We start from the raw sequence: 16,140 nt of genomic DNA, 5'->3' as shown, positions 1-16,140 counted from the left end.
CACCACCGGAGAAGGGCTGGACGCATGACCACCGGACGTTCCCTCGGGCGCATCGACCCCTACGACCCGCCCGACCCGGCGGACTTCCCGCCGGGCCGGGTCGGCTGGCGACCCGACCCGAGGCGGGCCGCCCTGCTGGTGCACGACATGCAGCGCTACTTCCTGCGCCCGTTCGCGCCCGGCGACCGGCCGCTGCCCGGCCTGCTCGGCGGGCTGGCCGGGCTGCTGCGCGACTGCCGCGCCGCTGGCGTGCCGGTCATCTACACCGCGCAGCCGGGCCGGCAGACCGCGCAGGAACGCGGGCTGCTCACCGACATGTGGGGGGCCGGCATCGGCGGGGTGGTCGACACCGCACCCGAGCTGGAGGCGATCGCCGACGAGGTGGCGCCGGAACCGGGCGACCTGCAGCTGGTCAAGTGGCGCTACAGCGCGTTCCAGCGCACCCCGCTGCGCGAGGAGCTCACCCGGCTCGGGCGGGACCAGCTGCTGATCACCGGCGTGTACGCCTCGATCGGCTGCCTGGCCACCGCGATCGAGGCCTTCATGCTCGACGTCCAGCCGTTCCTGGTCGGCGACGGGGTCGCCGACTTCTCCCGGGCCGACCACGACACCGCGATCGACTGGGTGGCCCGCCGGTGCGGCGTGGTGACCTCGCTCGCGGAGCTGTCGGCGGCGTTCACCCCGGTGCCCGCGGAGGGCCGGTGACCGCCCCACCCGGGCCGGGCTGGCTGCACACCGAGCTCACCGCGGTCGTCCCCGGCGGGCTCGACGGCGTCGGCCCGGACGAGGACCTGCTCGACCTGGGCATCGACTCGGTCCGGCTGATGCTGCTCGTCGAGCGCTGGCAGAGCGCGGGGTTCGACGTCGATCTGCTGGGCCTGGCCGAACGGCCCACCCTGGCCGGCTGGCTTGAGCTGCTCCGCGCCGGGGCGCCCACCGCGGCACCCACCGCGGCCGCGGCGCCCGGCGGCCCGTCGGCGACGACCGTCCTACGGGTCGAGCAGCTCACCCCGCGGACGGTCCGCATCACCCTGGACGACCGCGCGGGGCGGTTCGCCGGGGCCCGGCCCGGGGCGTACCTGATGCTGCGGGCCGAGCCGATGCCCGCGGCCCGCCCGGTCACCGTGCACCCGCACGCGGCCAGCGGTGAGATCGACGTCGACGTCGTCGCGCACGACGGGGGACCGCTCGGCCGGTGGGCCGCCGGGGTCCGCCGCGGCGCCGCGGTCGTCGTCGACGGGCCGCACGACGTGCCGGACCTGCCCGCCGGCCCGGTGGACTGGACGTTGCTGGTAGCCGACCATCCGGCCCAGCCCGCGCTCGCCGCCCGGGTGGCCGCGCTGCGCGCGGGCGACCGCGCGATCGCCGTCGCGGTCGTGCCGGACGCGGCGGAGGAGCAGCTGATGCCGACCGCGGCCGATCTCGGCACGGTGTTCGTGCACGCGGCCGCCGATCCGGGCCCCGTCCTGGCGGCGGTGCGGGCGGCCGTGCCGGGGACCGGGCGGGGGCGGGCCTGGCTGGCGGGGGAGCGGCACCGGATGGACGCCCTGGGTGCCGTCCTGGCCGGGCTTCCGGCGCTGGCCGGGCGGTGCGTGGTGGAGCGCTACGGCGGTGCCCCGGTCTGAGGCGTCGGCGCGGCGTGGCCGCGGACCGTCACCCGGGTACGACGAGGGCCCGGCCCGACCGGCCGCGAGATCGGTCGGGGAGACTGGGGCCAGTACCCGCCCACTCGATCTGGAGCTTTTGATGCCGCAGGGGACCGTCCGCTGGTTCGACGCCGAACGAGGTTTCGGCTTCCTCGCGCCCGAGGACGACTCGCCGGATGTGTTCGTGCACGCCTCCGAGATCGTCGGGGACGGTGCGAACGTGCTGCGCGAGGGCCAGGCCGTCGAGTTCGAGGTCGGGGAGAACGACCGCGGGCCGCAGGCGCTGCGTGTTCGCGTCACCGCCGACGCGGCCGCCGGCGGCGTCGTGGGGCTGCTCGGCACCGTCAGCTGGTACGAGCCGGGCAAGGGCTACGGCTTCGCGGCGCCCGACGGCGGCGGCGCCGACATGTTCGTGCACAGCTCCGCCATCGTGACCGGCGGTGTGCTCGTCGAGGGGCAGCGGGTGGCCTTCCTGGTCGTCGATGGCGAGCGCGGCCCGCAGGCCGGGCACGTGATCCCGCTGGGACCGGGGGCCGGCCTCCCCTCGGCAGTCGGCGCAGACGGCGCCGACAGCGCTGACGGCACGGTGGCCTGGTACGACGAGGACAAGGGCTTCGGCTTCATCCACCCCGACTCCGGCGACGAGGACGTCTTCGTCCACGCCCGGGCCCTGGCCGAGGGGCTGACGTGGCTCGCGGAGGGCGACCGCGTCGCCTACGACGTGGCCGTGTCCGAGAAGGGCCCGCAGGCCCGCGACGTGCACCTGGTCCGGGGTGCCGAGCCCGCGCCGCCGCCGCGGCGATCGGCACCGGCCGTGGCGCCGGCGTCGCGGGACGTGCCGGCCCGGGGCGGCGAGGGCGTCGTGGCGCGCTACGACGGCGACCGCGGCTTCGGCTTCATCACCCCGGACGCGGGCGGCGACGATCTGTTCGTCCACGTGTCCGTGGTCGCGGGATCGGAGACGCTGGAGAAGGGCGACCGGGTCCGGTACGCGGTGCGGCAGAGCGACCGGGGTCCGCAGGCCGACCGCGTCGAACGTCTCTGACGAGAGCGGGGCCCGGCCGACGGCCGGACCGCTCCCCGTTCGTGGCGCACGAACGCGAAGAACGGCGGTCGACACCGATCCGGCGCCGGGGAGGCGCCGTGCCGGGTCGACCGCCGTTCTCACGCCGACCGCGAGATCGGCGGAACGCCTGGATCAGACGTCGTAGTAGAGCGCGAACTCGTACGGGTGCGGGCGGAGCCGCAGCGGGTCGATCTCGTTCTCCCGCTTGTAGGCGATCCAGGTCTCGATCAGGTCGGGGGTGAAAACGCCACCCTCGAGCAGGTACTCGTGGTCCTCCTCCAGCTTGTCGATGACCGCGGAGAGCGAGGACGGGACCTGCGCGATGTCCTTGGCCTCCTCGGGCGGCAGCTCGTAGAGGTCCTTGTCGATCGGCGCGGCCGGCTCGATCTTGTTCTTGATGCCGTCCAGGCCGGCCATCAGCATGGCCGAGAACGCCAGGTACGGGTTGCCCGACGAGTCGGGGCAGCGGAACTCGATGCGCTTGGCCTTCGGGCTGTCACCGGAGAGCGGGATCCGGATGCAGGCCGAGCGGTTCCGGGCCGAGTAGACCAGGTTGACCGGCGCCTCGAAGCCCGGGACCAGGCGGTGGTAGGAGTTCACCGTCGGGTTGGTGAACGCCAGCAGCGACGGCGCGTGGTGCAGCAGGCCGCCGATGTAGTACCGCGCGGTGTCGGACAGGCCGCCGTAGCCGGACTCGTCGTGGAAGAGCGGCTGGCCGTCCTTCCAGAGCGACTGGTGCACGTGCATGCCCGAGCCGTTGTCGCCGAACAGCGGCTTCGGCATGAAGGTGGCGGTCTTGCCGTTCTGCCACGCCACGTTCTTCACGAGGTACTTGAAGAGCATGATGTCGTCGGCCGCGTGGAGCAGGGTGTTGAACTTGTAGTTGATCTCCGCCTGCCCGGCGGTGCCGACCTCGTGGTGCTCGCGCTCCACCTCGAAGCCCGAGTCCTGCATCGTGCTGACGATGTCGGCGCGCAGGTCGGCGTAGTGGTCGACCGGCGGGACAGGGAAGTAGCCACCCTTGTAGTTGACCTTGTAGCCGAGGTTCCCGCCGGCCTCCTCGCGGCCGGTGTTCCACCAGCCCTCGGAGGAGTCGATGTGGTGGTACGCCTGGTGCGGGTCGGTGCCGAACCGGATGGAGTCGAAGACGTAGAACTCCGCCTCCGGCGCCATGAACGCGGTGTCGGCGATCCCGGAGGCCGCCAGGTACTCCTCCGCCTTGCGCGCGATGTTCCGCGGGTCACGGGAGTAGGGCTCACCGGTGACCGGGTCGTGCACGAAGAAGTTGACGTTCAGCGTCTTGTGCTTGCGGAACGGGTCGACGCGGGCGGTCGCCGGGTCCGGGAACAGCGCCATGTCGGACTCGTTGATCGCCTGGAAGCCGCGGACGGAGGAACCGTCGAACGCGGCGCCGTTCTCCAGGAGGTCGCCGGCCGTCTTGGCGGGGACGGTGAGGTGCTGCATGACGCCGGGCAGGTCGCAGAACCTGATGTCGACGTACTCGACCTTCTCGTCCGAGATGTACTTGAGTACCTCTTCGGCGTTGCTGAACACTCTCTCGGGCTCCTTCGATCGCTGGTGGAGATCGTGGGCGACGGTAGGAGTGCCGTGTTGCCCACCCATCACTCACCTGTTTCGCCGACGTTAACTGACCGGACCGGGATGACGATCACATTCGTCCCACATGTCCGGTCATGGCCGACGGCGGCGGTCCCGCTGCGACGCCTAGGCTAGAAGGCATGGCCCGCTGGATCGAGTCCTGGCTTCCCGGTTCCTCCGACGGCCCCGGTGTACAGCCGGCCGGGTACCCCGGACAGCGCTTCGGCCTGCCCGAGACCGGGCACTACTCGGTGGCGGGGCTCGGCAGGCGGATCGGCGGGGTGTGCATCGACTGGGCGCTGGCGTACCTGCTGGTGCTGTTCGTCGCCGGCACCGACGCGATCGGCACCCCGGACTTCAGCTGGGGTGTGCTCGGCGCCTGGTTCGTGATCACCGCGCTGATGGTGTCGGTGTTCGGCATGAGCCCGGGACACATCGCGCTCGGCATGCGGGTCGCCCGCACCGACATGGCCAACTACGTGGGCATCCCGCGGGCGCTGCTGCGCACCGCCCTGATCGCGCTGATGCTCCCGCCGTTCATCCGCGACCAGGACGGCCGCGGCTGGCACGACCGCGCCAGCACGACGATCGTGGTGCGGGTGCTGCGCGGCTGATCCCGCCGGGGCTCAGCGGCGGCGGACGGTGCGCTGGATGCTGCGCATCTTCGCGCCCTGCGGCAGCGGGCCCTTCGGCATGGCCGCGGTCCGGGTGCCGAGCGCGTTGAGCTTGTTCTCCAGCGAGTCCATCTCCGCGGCGGAGATGTTGCGCGGCAGCTTCATGAGGTGCCGCTGGAGCCGCTTGAGCGGAACCTGGCCCTCCTCGTTGCCGACCAGGACGTCGTAGATCGGGATGCTGCCGGCGACCCGCGCGGTGCGCTTCTTCTCCTGCGCGATGAGGCTCTTCACCCGGTGCGGCGCGCCCTCGGCGACGAAGATGATCCCGGGCCGCCCGACGACCCGGTGCACCGCGTCGAGGTGCGTGGTGCCCGCGATGCCCTGCGTGATCCGCCACTGCCCGCGCATGTTGTCCAGCGCCCAGCCCGCGGCGCCCGGCTGCCCGTCGGCCTTGGTGTAGATCGAGCGCTGCACCCGCCTGCCGAACACGCTGAACGCCCCGAGGGCGCCGATCATCACGCCGAACGGGACGAAGAACCAGGTCATCCCGAAGAACCAGCCGATGAGGGTGAGCAGCGCGATCGCACCGACGAAGACGCCGATCATGATCGGGAGGAGCTTCTTGTCCTCCTTGCGCTGCATCTGGAACGCCTGCCAGATCTGCTGGCGGCGCTGCTTCGACGCGGCCTTCTTCGCGGCCTTGCGCGCCTTCTTCTCTTCGGGCGTGGGCTTGCGGGGCTTGCCGGGCATGTGCCCAGACTACGTCCCCGCCGCGATCAACGGTGCGCCGAGGTGGTCAGCTGCGGGCGAGCAGCGAGCTCGCCTCCTGGGCGGCCGGACCGGAGTCGGCGAGGTGCGCGAGGTCCGGGTGCAGCTCCTCGCCGCGGTGCGCGACCGTCTGCGCGTAGAGCCGCCCGGCCCGGTACGACGAGCGCACCAGCGGGCCGGCCATGACCCCGGCGAAGCCGATCTCCTCGGCCGCCTTCGAGTGCTCGACGAACTCCTCCGGCTTCACCCAGCGCTCCACCGGGTGGTGCCGCTTGGTCGGCCGCAGGTACTGGGTGATCGTGATGATCTCGCAGCCGGCCGCGTGCAGGTCGCGCAGCGCGGCGGTCACCTCGTCCGGCGTCTCGCCCATGCCCAGGATCAGGTTGGACTTGGTGACCAGGCCCTTCTCCCGGGCCTTGGTGATCACCTCGAGGGAGCGCTCGTAGCGGAACGCCGGGCGGATCCGCTTGAAGATCCGCGGGACCGTCTCCAGGTTGTGCGCCAGCACCTCGGGGCGGGCGTCGAACACCGGGCCGAGCTGCTCGTCGCGCGAGTTGAAGTCCGGGATCAGCAGCTCGACGCCGGTGCCCGGGTTCATCTCGTGGATCAGCCGGACGGTCTCGGCGTAGAGCCAGGAGCCACCGTCGTCGAGGTCGTCGCGGGCGACGCCGGTGACGGTGGAGTAGCGCAGACCCATCTGCTGCACCGACTCGGCGACCCGGCGCGGCTCGTCACGGTCGAGATCGGCGGGCCGGCCGGTGTCGATCTGGCAGAAGTCGCACCGCCGGGTGCACTGCTCGCCGCCGATCAGGAACGTGGCCTCCCGGTCCTCCCAGCACTCGTAGATGTTGGGGCAGCCGGCCTCCTCGCACACCGTGTGCAGGCCGCCCGACCGGACCAGGCCCTTCAGCTCGGTGTACTGCGGGCCGGTCCTCGCGCGGGTACGGATCCAGGAGGGCTTTCGCTCGATCGGGGTCTCCGAGTTGCGGACCTCGAGGCGGAGCAGCTTGCGGCCTTCGGGTGCGACGGTCACGCCCACACCGTACGCCCGGGGTCCGGTGTGATGCCGGTCGCGGCCGCGGTGACGTCCCACAGCCGGCCGGCGAGCACCGGGTCCTGTGCCGCAGCGGAACGGCGGGCCGGACCGGGTGGCCCGTGCAGCTCGCCGGGGCCGGACGGGCCGAGGTGGTCGCCGCCGTGCACCGGCCCGGCCGCGGCGGCCAGCTGCGGCCCGATGCCGTCGGAGACCGGCTGGGTGATCATGCGGTCCAGGATCCCGAACGCGCGGTCCCAGCGGGTGCTGCGGCCGCCCCGCCGGAACGAGTTCTGCATCAGGGACGACTCGGTCATCCCCGGGTGCGCGGACACTGACAGCACCGGATCGCCGGCCAGCCGCAGCCTGCGGTCCAGCTCCGCGGCGAACAGCAGGTTCGCCAGCTTCGACGCCCCGTAGGCGGCGTTGGGGGAGTACCGGCGGGCGCGCCAGTGCAGGTCGTCGACGTCGAGCCGGCCGGTCCGGTGCCCGAGGCTCGACGTCAGCACCACCCGGGACGGCTGCTCCGGGTCGCCCGCCGCGCGCAACGCCGGCATGAGCAGCCAGGTCAGCGCGGCCGGGCCGAGGTGGTTCGTGCCGATCTGCAGCTCGAAGCCGTCCGCGGTCTCGGCGCGCGGCCCCATCGCGACGCCCGCGTTGTTGACCAGCACGTCCAGCCGGTCGCCGGTGCGCTCGCGGATCTCGACCGCGGCGGAGCGGACCGAGGCCAGGTCGGCGAGGTCCAGCAGGACGAGCTCGCCGCCGGCCCGCTCCGCCGCGAGCTGGCCGCGGGTGGTGTCCCTGGCCGCCATCAGGACCCGGGCCCCGGCCCCGGCCAGCGCGGCGGACAGCGCCGGGCCGAGCCCCGACGTCGTGCCGGTGACGAGGACCGTGCGGCCGGTGAGATCGGGGAGCGGGTACACGGCGGCGACGGTAGCGGGCGCGGGCCGGCCCGGCCGCGGCTACCGTGCGGCACCGTGGACTTCCGGATCTTCACCGAACCCCAGCAGGGCGCGACCTACTCCGATCTGCTGCGGGTCGCCCGCACGACCCAGGACGCCGGCTACGACGCCTTCTTCCGCTCCGACCACTTCCTGGCGATGGGCGACGGCGGTGCCGGGGCCGGACTGCCCGGCCCGACCGACGCCTGGGTGACCCTGGCCGCGCTCGGCCGCGAGACCACCCGGATCCGGCTCGGCACGCTGGTCACCAGCGCGACCTTCCGGCTGCCCGGTCCGCTCGCGGTCGCCGTGGCGCAGGCCGACGAGATGTCCGGCGGCCGGATCGAGGTCGGCCTCGGCGCCGGCTGGTTCGAGGCCGAGCACGCCGCCCTCGGCATCCCGTTCCCGCCGGTCGGGCAGCGGTTCGAGCTGCTCACCGAGCAGCTGGAGATCCTCACCGGGCTGTGGGCGACGCCGCCCGGCGACCGGTTCGACCACCGCGGCACGCACTACACGATCACCGGTTCGCCGGCGCTGCCGCGGCCGGTGCAGGACGCCCCGCCGGTCGTCGTCGGCGGGATCGGCCGGCGCCGGACGCCCGCGCTCGCCGCCCGCTTCGCCGCCGAGTTCAACGTGCCGTTCCAGGACGCCGGCGTGGTCGCCACCCAGTTCGGGCGGGTGCACGACGCCTGCCGCGCGATCGGCCGCGATCCCGCCGACCTCACCTACTCGGTCGCGCAGATGCTGTGCCTCGGCCGCGACGACGCCGAGCTGGCCCGGCGCGCCGCCGCGGTCGGCCGGGACGTCGACGAGGTCCGCGCGAACTGCCTCGCCGGCACCCCCGGCGAGATCGTCGACCAGCTCGGCCGCTGGTCCGAGCGGACCGGCGCGACCCGGTTCTACCTGCAGATCCTCGATCTGTCCGATCTGGAGCACCTGGAGCAGTTCGCCGCGTCGGTGATGGGCCGGCTCGGCTGACCGCGGTGCGGCTCAGGATCCGAGCTGCCCGCCGAGGTCCGCCGCCGCGGTCAGCAGCACCAGCACCGGCACCACGGCGCGCGGTGCGATCCGGTAGCTGCCGCGGCCGTCCTGCTCGACGACGCCGGCGTGGGTGAGGGCCCTGAGATGGTGGTAGAGCTGGCCGGTCGAGGCCAGCTCGGCGACCTCGGTCAGTCCGGCCGTGCCGCGCGGGCCGTGCAGCAGGCCGCGGACGATCCGGACCCGGACCGGATGCCCGAGCGCGGCCAGCACCGCGGTGCGCGGCTCGTCGTCCAGGGCGAGCGCGGCGCCGGCGTCGTACTCGATGGTCCAGCGGACCTCGCCGTGCAGCGCGACCTCGCCGGAGTAGCGCACCGTCCCGGTCCCCGTGGCGGCGGGCGCGACGGCGGGGTCGGCGACGGCCGGGGCCGCGGCGAGCCGCTGTTCGAGCTGCTCGACGCGGCGTTCCAGATCGGCCAGGCGGTCTGCGGTCACCCGATCATTCTACGGAACTACGGAGAAGCGGTCGATCAGCCGAGCCCGCTCATCAGGTCCACCATCCGGGCGACCGGGTGCTCGGCGACCGGGAGCCGGCCGTCGATCGCGTCCAGCACGGCGGTGGTCACGGCCCCGGTGACGTCGTCGACGGTGATCTCCCGGCCGAGCTCGGTGCTCAGCGTGGTGACGCCGGCGTCGGCGATCCCGCAGGGCACGATCCGGCCGAAGTCGCCCAGGTCGGCGTCGCAGTTGATGGCGAACCCGTGCTGGGTCACGCCGCCGGAGATACGCACCCCGATCGCGGCGACCTTGCGCTCCGGGCGCATCCCCGCGGCGGGCAGCCACACCCCGGACCGGCCCTCGACCCGCCCGGCCGCCGGCAGCCCGAGATCGTGGCAGACCCGGATCAGCGCCTCCTCCAGCCGCCGGACGTAGTCGACGACGTCCATCGGCTCCTTCAGAGCCATGATCGGGTAGCCGACCAGCTGCCCCGGCCCGTGCCAGGTGATCCGGCCGCCGCGGTCGACGTCGATCACCGGGGTGCCGTCCTGCGGCCGGTCCTCCGGCCGGGTCCGGCGCCCGGCCGTGTACACCGCCGGGTGCTCGAGCAGCATCAGCACGTCCGGGCCGGTGCCCTCCTTGCGCGCCGCGGCGTGCGCCCGCTGGGTGTCCCAGGCGGCCTGGTACTCGACGCGGCCCAGCCGGTCCACCCGGACGGGGTCGGTTCCGGCACGGCAGCTCTGATGCGGATCGGGCATGCCGGCGAGATTACCCCCGCACCCGGGCCGCCCCGAGCCGCGCCAGCACCGCCTGCGCCGCCCGGCGCCCGCTCACCAGCGCGCCCTGGGTGGACGGGGTGTCCCGGTGGTCGCCCGCGACGAACAGGTTCCGGCCCAGGTCGACGTCGCGGCGCACCGGCCGGCCGGGCTCCAGCAGCGGCAGCGCCCCGTCGACCTGCGCGGTGTGCAGGTGCGCCCAGTCGTCGGTCGGCACGGCCCAGATGCGGGACAGCTCACGTCGCACGGCGGGCTCGTCGAGCCCGGTGCCGGCCGGGGTGCCGACGATCGACGACGCCACCAGCGGCCGCCCGTCGGCCGAGTAGCCGGGTGCGGCGGCCGTCAGGACGACGCTGTTGACCACCGGTCCGCCGGTGCCGTCCAGGTGCAGCAGCGGCGCCGCCGACGGCGCCTGCGGGGGCACGTGGAAGAACGTGGTCAGCGCGTTCAGCCGGGGTTCGGCGACGCCGGGCAGCAGCGCCGCCGCGGTCCGCGGGTCGGCCGCGACCAGCACCGCCCGGGCGCGCAGCGTCCCCGCGTCGGTGTCCACCGACGGTGCGTCCCCGCCGTGCACGGCGTGCACCCTGGTGTGCAGCGTGACCGCGCCGGGGGGCAGCGCGGCGGCCAGCCGCCGGGGCAGCGCCTCGATCCCGTCGTCGGGCACCACGACCGTGCCGAGCGCGAAGCTGCGCCACACCAGCCGGACGAACGCCGCGGACGTCTCCAGCGCCGGATCGGCCAGCACCCCGGACAGGAACGGGCGCAGGAACCGGTCGGTGACCGCACCGCCGATCCCGGCGGCGTCCAGGTCGTCGGCGGCCGACCGGTCGATCATCGTGGCGGTGCGCGCCGGGGGAGAGGCCAGCACCCGCGCCGTCCAGGCCACCAGCTTCGCCTTGTCCAGCGGGCCGAACAGGTCGTCGGCGGCGGTCGCGGGGGCGGACGCCGGGCGGCGCAGCGGATTGACGAACCGGTGCAGCTCGCCGTCGCCGGCCCGGACGGCGGCGCCGGGCTCGAAGGCGCGGGCGGCGAGCGAGTCCAGGCCGTGCGGGGCCAGCGCGGCGCGCAGCGCCGGGTACGACGAGTTGAGCACCTGGAACCCGCGGTCGCAGCGGAACCCGTCGACGACGTCGGTCGCCATCCGGCCGCCGACCCGGTCGGACGCCTCCAGCAGCTGCACCGACATACCGTGCCGGTGCAGGACGGCGGCCGCCCGCAGCCCGGCGAGGCCGGCGCCGACGACCAGGACGTCCGGCGTGCTCACGTACCGACCGCGGCGGACAGCGCGTCGCCGACCGTGTGGTGCCGGAACCGGAACCCGGCGTCGAGCAGCGCCTTCGGCACCGCCCGCTGCCCGCTGAGCAGGGTCTCCCGGCCGAGCTCGCCCAGCACGGTGGAGACCACCGGGGCGGGCACCGAGAACGGGGTGGGCCGCCCGACGGCCTCGCCCAGCTCCCGGGTGAACTCGGCGTTGGTGACCGGCACCGGGCCGGTGATGTTGGCCGGCCCGGACAGCGATCCGGTCTCCACGGCGAAGCGCAGCGCGGACACCTGGTCGTCCAGCGACACCCACGGCATGTACTGGGTGCCCTTGCCGATCCGGCCGCCCAGGAAGCCCCGGAACAGTGGGCGCAGCATCGCCAGCAGCCCGCCGGACGGCGACAGCACCAACCCGGTCCGGATCAGCACGACCCGCGCGCCGGCGTCGGCGGCGGGCGCGGCGGCCGCCTCCCAGTCCCGGCAGACGTCGGCCAGGAAACCGCTGCCCGACGGCGCCGACTCGTCGGTGACGTGATCGCCGGTGTCGCCGTAGTAGCCGACCGCGGAGCCGCTGACGAACGCCGGGACGCCGTGCCGGGCGACCGCGGTCGCGAGCACGTCGGTGGGCACGTTGCGGGAGTCGCGGATCAGCTGCTTGCGCGCCCCGCTCCACGGCCGGTCGGCCAGCCCGGCCCCGTTGAGGTTGACGACGGCGTCGACGCCGTCCAGCGTGCCGTCCTCGATCGTGCCGGCCGGGGGGTCCCAGCCCCGTTCGTCCGGCGCGGCGGGGGAGCGCCGCACCAGGCGCAGCACCTCGTGGCCCGCCCCCCGCAGGTGGGCGACCAGGGCGGTTCCGATCAGACCGGACGAACCGGCTACGACGACTCGCACGGCGGCGATCCTTCCCGGTTCCGGGCCCGGGCGCGACCCGGCGGGTGGCGACGGTGATCACCCGTTCACCCGGTGGTGGTACGGGTGCGGCCCGCCCCGGGTGAACCGGGACGGGCCGCGACCGTCGGGCGGGTGGCGCCGGGCCTACAGGCCGAGCTCGGCCTCGAAGGCACCCTCCTCCAGGCGGGCCCGGACCGCGGACAGGAAGCGTCCGGCGTCGGCACCGTCGACCAGGCGGTGGTCGTAGGTGAGCGGCAGGTAGCAGACCGAGCGGACGGCGATCACGTCGTCGCCCTCCGGTCCGGTGATGACCTTCGGCTCCTTGACGATCGCGCCGGTGCCGAGGATGCCGACCTGCGGCTGGTTCAGGATCGGGGTGTCGAACAGCGCCCCGGCGGAGCCGATGTTCGTGATCGTGAACGTGCCGCCGGACAGCTCGTCCGGGCCGATCTTGGCGTCCCGGGTCCGGGCGGCCACGTCGGCGATCTTCTTGGCGATCCCGGCCAGCGACAGGTCGTCGGCGTCCTTGATCACCGGGACGAGCAGGCCGCGCGGGGTGTCCACGGCGATGCCCATGTGCACCGAGCCGTGGTACGTGACCTGCTTGTTGTCCTCGGAGATCGAGGCGTTGACCGACGGGAACGCCTTGAGCGCCTCGATCGTCGCCTTCGCGATGAAGGCCAGGAAGGTGAGGTTGGCGCCCTCGCGGCGCTTGAAGTCCTCCTTGACCTTGTTCCGCAGCTTGACGATGCGGGTGAGGTCGACCTCCTGGACGGTGGTCAGCTGGGCGGACACCGCCAGCGACTCGTTCATCCGCTGGGCGATCACCTGGCGCAGCCGCGGCAGCTTGACCGTGGTGCCCGGCTGCGGGCCGTCCTGCGGGCGGGTCGGGACGGTCTGCGGCTGCTTCGGCGCACCGCCGGACGCGGCGGGGGCCGCCGGGGCCGGGGCGGACTTCTGCTCGGCCGCCGCCAGCACGTCCTGCTTGCGGATCCGGCCGCCGACCCCGGAGCCGGTCACCGTGCCCAGGTCGACGCCGTGCTCCTGGGCCAGCTTACGGACCAGCGGCGTCACGTACGGCCTGTCGCCGGACCCGTTGGACGACGACGGCGCGGAACCCTGGGTGTCGGTGGACCCCTTGGGCTGCGCCTGCTGCTGCTTCGGGGCCTCCGCCTTGGGCTGCTCCGCCTTCGGGGCCTCCTGCTTCGGGGCCTCCTGCTTCGGGGCCTCCTGCTTCGGCTCCGGCTTCTCCTCCGGGGCCGGCTCCTCCTTCTTCGGAGCAGGGGCCTCCTCCCTCGCCGGTGCGGCCGAGCCGTCGCCGACCAGCGCGAGCTGCGCGCCGACCTCGACGGTCTCGTCCTCGCCGACGGTATGCTCGAGGACGGTGCCGGCCACCGGCGACGGGATCTCGGTGTCGACCTTGTCGGTCGAGACCTCCAGCAGCGGCTCGTCCACGTCGACGCTGTCGCCGACCTGCTTGAGCCAGCGGGTGACGGTGCCCTCGGTGACCGACTCGCCGAGCTCGGGCATGGTGACCGGCGTCCCGGAGCCGCCGCCGGACGCACCGGAACCGGACTCGTCGGACGACGGCGCAGCCGCCTCCTCCTGCGCGGGCTCCGGCTCCGGCTCGGGCTCGGCCGCCTCCTCGGCGGCGGGCTCGGCACCGCCGGAGCCGCCGCCGTCGGACTCGTCGGCGTCGCCGATCACGGCGAGCTCACCGCCGACCTCGACGGTCTCGTCCTCGCCGGCGATGATCCGCTTCAGCACCCCGGCCGCGGGGGACGGGATCTCGGTGTCGACCTTGTCGGTCGAGACCTCGAGCAACGGCTCGTCGACCTCGACGGTGTCGCCCTCGGACTTGAGCCAGCGGGTGACGGTGCCCTCGGTGACACTCTCGCCCAGGGCGGGCATCTCTACGGTGACGGCCATGTCGGGTGGAGCTCCTCTTGTTCCGCGTGGGTGTTCGGGTCTGGGGACGGATCGGCCGGGATCAGCCGTGGGTGTGCAGCGGTTTCCCGGCCAGGGCGAGGTGGGCCTCTCCGAGCGCCTCGCTCTGCGTGGGGTGGGCGTGGATCAGTGCGGCGACGTCGGCGGGGAGAGCCTCCCAGTTGTAGATGAGTTGCGCCTCCCCGACGAGCTCGCCGACCCGTGAGCCGACCATGTGCACCCCGACCACGGGGCCGTCGGCGCCGGCCGGGCCCGCCTGGACGAGCTTGATCGCCCCGGAGGTCTGCAGGATCTGCGACCGCCCGTTGCCCGCCAGGTCGTAGGTGAGGGTGTGCACCTCGCCGTGCCGCTCGCGGGCGGCGTCCTCGGTCAGCCCGACCGAGGCGATCTCCGGGTCGCAGTAGGTCACCCGCGGGACGCCGTCGTCGGACAGCGGGGTGGGTGCGAGCCCCGCGACGTCCTCGGCGACGAAGATCCCGTGCGCGAAGCCGCGATGGGCCAGCTGCAGCCCGGGGGTGACGTCGCCGACGGCGTACACGCCGTCCAGGTTCGTCCGGAGCCGCTCGTCGACGGTGACGAAGCCGTCCGACATCGCGATCCCGGCCTCGGCGAACCCGTGACCGGTGGTGTTGGGGCCGCGGCCGACCGCGACGAGCAGCAGGTCCGCGTCGATCTCCTCGCCGTTCTCCAGCGCGACGGTGACGACGTCGCCGGAGCGGGTGGCCTTGCTCAGCCGCACGCCGGTCCGGGCGGTGATCTTCCGGCGACGGAAGGCGCGGCCGAGCTGGGTGGAGCAGAACTCGTCCTCGGCGGGGACCAGCCGGGGGAGTGCCTCGACGATCGTGACCTCGGCCCCGAACGAGCGCCACACGCTGGCGAACTCGACGCCGATCACGCCGCCGCCGAGCACCACGACCCGTTCCGGGACCCGGTCCAGGGTGAGCGCGGCGTCGGAGGTGACGATCCGGTCGTCCAGCTCCAGGCCGGGCAGCGAGCGGGCGTAGGAGCCGGTCGCGAGCACCACGTGCCTGCCGTGCAGGAGCCGGTCGCCGACCCGCACGACGCCGGGCCCCTCGAGGGTGCCCGCGCCGTCGACCACGGTGATCCCGCGGGCGGCGACGAGCCCCTGGAGACCCTTGTGGAGCCGGCCGACGACGCCGTCCTTGTAGGAGTTGACGCCGGCCATGTCGACACCGTCGAAGGTGGACCGGACGCCGAGCTTCGCGCCGTCGCGGGCGTTGTCGGCGACCTCGGCGGCGTGCAGCAGCGCCTTGGTCGGGATGCAGCCGCGGTGCAGGCAGGTGCCGCCGATCTTGTCCTTCTCGACGAGGACGACCGAGAGCCCCAGCTCGGCGGCGCGCAGCGCGCAGGCGTACCCGCCGGAGCCGCCGCCCAGGATCACCAGGTCGGCCGCGCTCGCTGAGCCCGTCTCGGACACCGATCAGCTCCCTCCCGGTCACGTGCGGCGGGGGCCTCCACCGCCGTGACGCCGCAGTGCGGCGCCCATCTTGTCACTACCCGCACGGTGCGCCAGTGCGGGTGTCGGGAGCAGATCATGGTCCTCGCGCGTTGTACTGACCGATCACGTGTGTCCGTTTCGCCCGCCGGCGGTACGGAATGTCGTGCGAGCCGACGAGAGGGTGACGCCCATGGGCCTGCTGGACAGGTTCCGTTCCCGCCGGTCCTCCGGCCAGGCCAAGGCTCCGAGTGCGGAGTCCTACCTGCGGGAATGGACGAACGCGCGGATCGGGGTGGAGGCGTTCGTCGAGCCTCGGACGACCGTGACCGAGACGACGGTGGTGTTCGTCGCACACGACGGCGAGTGGACCCGGCGACGGGTCGGGAACCCGAACCGGGCCAAGAAGCTGGCCCGCTCGATGCAGATCCCTATCTACGACGTGCAGCTGGTCGGCTACCCGAAGCGGATGCGCGACCACGACGCGCGGGAGCGGGCGCTGCGGAAGAAGACCAAGCAGGAGGAGATGCTGCGGCAGCTGCGGGAGAAGGACCGGGACCGGTAGCGCTAGTTGTGATGCCCAGCCAGGTTGGTCAACCTGGTGATGGGCGCGGCCTTCCCGATTGCTGAGTGGGGCCGGTGGTGGTTGTACTCGTGGAGCCATGCT

At 73.7% G+C, this 16,140-nt stretch carries 17 protein-coding genes and 2 pseudogenes; 8 read left to right on the top strand and 11 right to left on the bottom strand.

What is annotated here, in order from left to right; translation table 11 throughout:
* Positions 1-24: 24 nt before the first annotated feature.
* The 5 genes and pseudogenes from ABZ881_RS13420 (at position 25) to ABZ881_RS13400 (ending at position 2,691) form a co-directional block, all read left to right on the top strand.
* A complete protein-coding gene (locus tag ABZ881_RS13420) occupies positions 25-705 on the top strand; it encodes an isochorismatase family protein (RefSeq protein ID WP_358484420.1) in 681 nt (226 codons plus the stop codon).
* Positions 702-1,625 carry an SIP domain-containing protein gene (locus ABZ881_RS13415; RefSeq protein WP_358484419.1) on the top strand — a complete coding sequence of 308 codons (924 nt, stop codon included), beginning with the start codon at positions 702-704 and terminating at the stop codon, positions 1,623-1,625. The genes ABZ881_RS13420 and ABZ881_RS13415 overlap by 4 nt, the downstream gene beginning before the upstream one ends.
* A 121-nt stretch (positions 1,626-1,746) precedes the next feature.
* Positions 1,747-1,941, top strand: a pseudogene (locus ABZ881_RS13410) (cold shock domain-containing protein); the annotation flags it as partial.
* Between the two features lie 36 nt (positions 1,942-1,977).
* Positions 1,978-2,151 (top strand): annotated as a pseudogene (locus ABZ881_RS13405) (cold shock domain-containing protein); the annotation flags it as partial.
* A gap of 6 nt (positions 2,152-2,157) precedes the next feature.
* A complete protein-coding gene (locus ABZ881_RS13400; RefSeq protein WP_358484758.1) occupies positions 2,158-2,691 on the top strand; it encodes a cold shock domain-containing protein in 534 nt (177 codons plus the stop codon).
* A 153-nt stretch (positions 2,692-2,844) separates the two neighbouring features.
* On the opposite strand, the gene glnA is transcribed toward ABZ881_RS13400, so the two are convergent.
* Positions 2,845-4,266 (bottom strand): type I glutamate--ammonia ligase, encoded by a 1,422-nt coding sequence (glnA, locus tag ABZ881_RS13395; RefSeq protein ID WP_358484416.1) that lies wholly within the window; start codon positions 4,264-4,266, stop codon positions 2,845-2,847.
* 185 nt (positions 4,267-4,451) lie between these two features.
* Between glnA and ABZ881_RS13390 the strand changes: the two genes are divergently transcribed.
* Positions 4,452-4,925: an RDD family protein gene (locus ABZ881_RS13390; protein ID WP_358484414.1), complete on the top strand. Its 474-nt coding sequence runs from the start codon at positions 4,452-4,454 to the stop codon at positions 4,923-4,925.
* Positions 4,926-4,937: 12 nt separating this feature from the next.
* On the opposite strand, the gene ABZ881_RS13385 is transcribed toward ABZ881_RS13390, so the two are convergent.
* From ABZ881_RS13385 to ABZ881_RS13375, 3 genes are read right to left on the bottom strand one after another with little or no spacing between them, the layout of a single operon-like run.
* Positions 4,938-5,675, bottom strand: a complete 738-nt coding sequence (locus ABZ881_RS13385; protein WP_358484412.1) for a DUF4191 domain-containing protein — start codon at positions 5,673-5,675, stop codon at positions 4,938-4,940.
* Between the two features lie 46 nt (positions 5,676-5,721).
* Positions 5,722-6,726, bottom strand: coding sequence for a lipoyl synthase (gene lipA, locus ABZ881_RS13380; protein ID WP_344028755.1), 1,005 nt, complete (start codon positions 6,724-6,726; stop codon positions 5,722-5,724).
* Positions 6,723-7,649: an SDR family NAD(P)-dependent oxidoreductase gene (locus ABZ881_RS13375; protein ID WP_344028758.1), complete on the bottom strand. Its 927-nt coding sequence runs from the start codon at positions 7,647-7,649 to the stop codon at positions 6,723-6,725. The genes lipA and ABZ881_RS13375 overlap by 4 nt, the downstream gene beginning before the upstream one ends.
* Before the next feature lie 54 nt (positions 7,650-7,703).
* Between ABZ881_RS13375 and ABZ881_RS13370 the strand changes: the two genes are divergently transcribed.
* The gene (locus tag ABZ881_RS13370; protein ID WP_358484409.1) at positions 7,704-8,645 is read left to right on the top strand and encodes an LLM class F420-dependent oxidoreductase; all 942 of its coding nucleotides are present in this window, start codon (positions 7,704-7,706) and stop codon (positions 8,643-8,645) included.
* A 12-nt stretch (positions 8,646-8,657) separates the two neighbouring features.
* Here ABZ881_RS13370 and ABZ881_RS13365 read toward each other — a convergent pair whose 3' ends face one another.
* The 6 genes from ABZ881_RS13365 to lpdA form a co-directional block, all read right to left on the bottom strand.
* Positions 8,658-9,140: a helix-turn-helix domain-containing protein gene (locus tag ABZ881_RS13365; protein WP_358484407.1), complete on the bottom strand. Its 483-nt coding sequence runs from the start codon at positions 9,138-9,140 to the stop codon at positions 8,658-8,660.
* A 35-nt stretch (positions 9,141-9,175) separates the two neighbouring features.
* Positions 9,176-9,901 carry a lipoyl(octanoyl) transferase LipB gene (gene lipB / locus ABZ881_RS13360; RefSeq protein ID WP_344028766.1) on the bottom strand — a complete coding sequence of 242 codons (726 nt, stop codon included), beginning with the start codon at positions 9,899-9,901 and terminating at the stop codon, positions 9,176-9,178.
* Between the two features lie 10 nt (positions 9,902-9,911).
* On the bottom strand, positions 9,912-11,183 hold the full coding sequence (locus tag ABZ881_RS13355; RefSeq protein WP_358484405.1) for an NAD(P)/FAD-dependent oxidoreductase: 1,272 nt from the start codon (positions 11,181-11,183) through the stop codon (positions 9,912-9,914).
* Positions 11,180-12,070, bottom strand: a complete 891-nt coding sequence (locus ABZ881_RS13350) for a TIGR01777 family oxidoreductase (RefSeq protein ID WP_344028773.1) — start codon at positions 12,068-12,070, stop codon at positions 11,180-11,182. Before ABZ881_RS13350 ends, ABZ881_RS13355 begins: the two co-directional genes overlap by 4 nt.
* Positions 12,071-12,214: 144 nt before the next feature.
* Entirely contained in the window at positions 12,215-13,999 is a 1,785-nt protein-coding gene (gene sucB / locus ABZ881_RS13345) for a 2-oxoglutarate dehydrogenase, E2 component, dihydrolipoamide succinyltransferase (protein WP_358484403.1), read from the bottom strand.
* Positions 14,000-14,060: 61 nt separating this feature from the next.
* The gene (gene lpdA / locus ABZ881_RS13340; RefSeq protein ID WP_344028778.1) at positions 14,061-15,455 is read right to left on the bottom strand and encodes a dihydrolipoyl dehydrogenase; all 1,395 of its coding nucleotides are present in this window, start codon (positions 15,453-15,455) and stop codon (positions 14,061-14,063) included.
* Positions 15,456-15,666: 211 nt separating this feature from the next.
* Between lpdA and ABZ881_RS13335 the strand changes: the two genes are divergently transcribed.
* Positions 15,667-16,038: an oxidoreductase gene (locus tag ABZ881_RS13335; RefSeq protein WP_358484401.1), complete on the top strand. Its 372-nt coding sequence runs from the start codon at positions 15,667-15,669 to the stop codon at positions 16,036-16,038.
* A gap of 2 nt (positions 16,039-16,040) precedes the next feature.
* Here ABZ881_RS13335 and ABZ881_RS13330 read toward each other — a convergent pair.
* Positions 16,041-16,140: integrase core domain-containing protein (locus ABZ881_RS13330; protein ID WP_358484755.1), on the bottom strand; the 100-nt coding region annotated here is incomplete at its 5' end.

This window comes from Pseudonocardia sp. NPDC046786, assembly GCF_040645415.1.
GTDB lineage: Bacteria > Actinomycetota > Actinomycetes > Mycobacteriales > Pseudonocardiaceae > Pseudonocardia > Pseudonocardia kongjuensis.
Note: the sequence above shows the minus strand (reverse complement) of the source record. Positions and strands in the feature narration are given on the sequence as shown.